The organism is Bartonella sp. MM97QHHN (assembly GCF_042194285.1).
Lineage (GTDB): Bacteria > Pseudomonadota > Alphaproteobacteria > Rhizobiales > Rhizobiaceae > Bartonella.
Map to the genome: position 1 here is coordinate 1 of NZ_JBHIMS010000006.1, position 1205 is coordinate 1205.

Annotated in this window: 2 protein-coding genes; one reads left to right on the forward strand and one right to left on the reverse strand. The window is 36.1% G+C overall.

Going from position 1 to position 1205, the window contains the following annotated elements; translation table 11 throughout:
* On the forward strand, window positions 1–460 hold a 460-nt coding region (locus tag ACFIJW_RS00090; protein ID WP_375632662.1), incomplete at its 5' end, for a hypothetical protein.
* A gap of 13 nt (window positions 461–473) precedes the next feature.
* Here ACFIJW_RS00090 and ACFIJW_RS00095 read toward each other — a convergent pair.
* Complete coding sequence (locus ACFIJW_RS00095) at window positions 474–1088, reverse strand: hypothetical protein (protein WP_375632664.1); 615 nt, start codon at window positions 1086–1088, stop codon at window positions 474–476.
* Window positions 1089–1205: the final 117 nt, after the last annotated feature.

A 1205-nucleotide genomic window follows, 5' to 3' on the forward strand; every position in this document is an offset into this window, starting at 1 on the left:
ATCACGTGCAAAAGCACCGCGTGAAGCCGTTGATAAATTGGCAATAGAGATACGTGCAAAGCGCTTCGGTTTAACGCTACAAGAGGCAAAAAATCCACTTTCTGGGTCTTATATAGGGCGACTTTGTTTAAAAGGCGTGCTTACTCAAGAGCAATATGATGCCGCGCAACAGTACCTACAGATAAGAAATAATTACCTTTGTGCAAAGGGCTTGCCTAATGCAATTTATGACGAAATGCCGTCATCATCTGATGATAAGGCAAGAGACAAATGGGTAGAATTTGCAACAGAGCAGTTTATAAACACGCAAGAGGCACTAAAAGAAGCCCAATGCCTCTATAGACAGTATAATCTTCATGCTGCGTTACAGTCCCTCGTTATAGAAGATCAAATGCTACCACACCTTGTGAATTCATTACGCGTTGCTCTTAATGCTCTTCAGAAACATTTTGATCGTTAAATGACAATCTCTATTACGGTTTCATTATATTGTATATCGTTCGTAAGTTTCTGCAAAATTCACTGGATTCCTTTAAACTTTTATGATCATTTCTTTTCACGTGAGATACTATATTATCTACTTGTTCTTTTCTGAAATCGTAACGCTTAATAAGTTTTTTTGCATAATAAATCATTGGATCCTCGTTATCATTGACCACGTCGTATGCCCACATAAAATCGCTTTCACTCCAATCATATTCATCGCGTAAACGCTTTATTACATTGGGTAGATCCATTTGCGACATCTCCTTATTATAATCACCCCGCAATAAACTCATAAGGGATGCACAACCAACAACTGATATGTGACGATACAATATATCTTCCTTGTTAAAAAATGAATATTCTCCGCCATTTCTGAGTGAAAGTTCTTCTGCTTTGCGTACCTTTTCAGAATGCATAGAGCCAATATATGATTCACTTACGTATTTGTTGTAAAGTTGATTATACTTCTCTTTAGTATCTACACTTGTAAACATACGCGTCAATTTGTCTATAAATCCAAATGACGCTGATGCAGGTAGCGCTGATATAGAAAAGAAAGCTATAAATGTTATGATGCGTGTTATGGATAATGATTTCATCATTTTGAACCCTTAATTATTCATAAGTGCTGTTTAACTGATTCCCTTTGAAATTATCAATATGTGTTATTTTTATGTTGACAAAGTGTAGCAAATCGTATTTAATGACAGCACTGTACT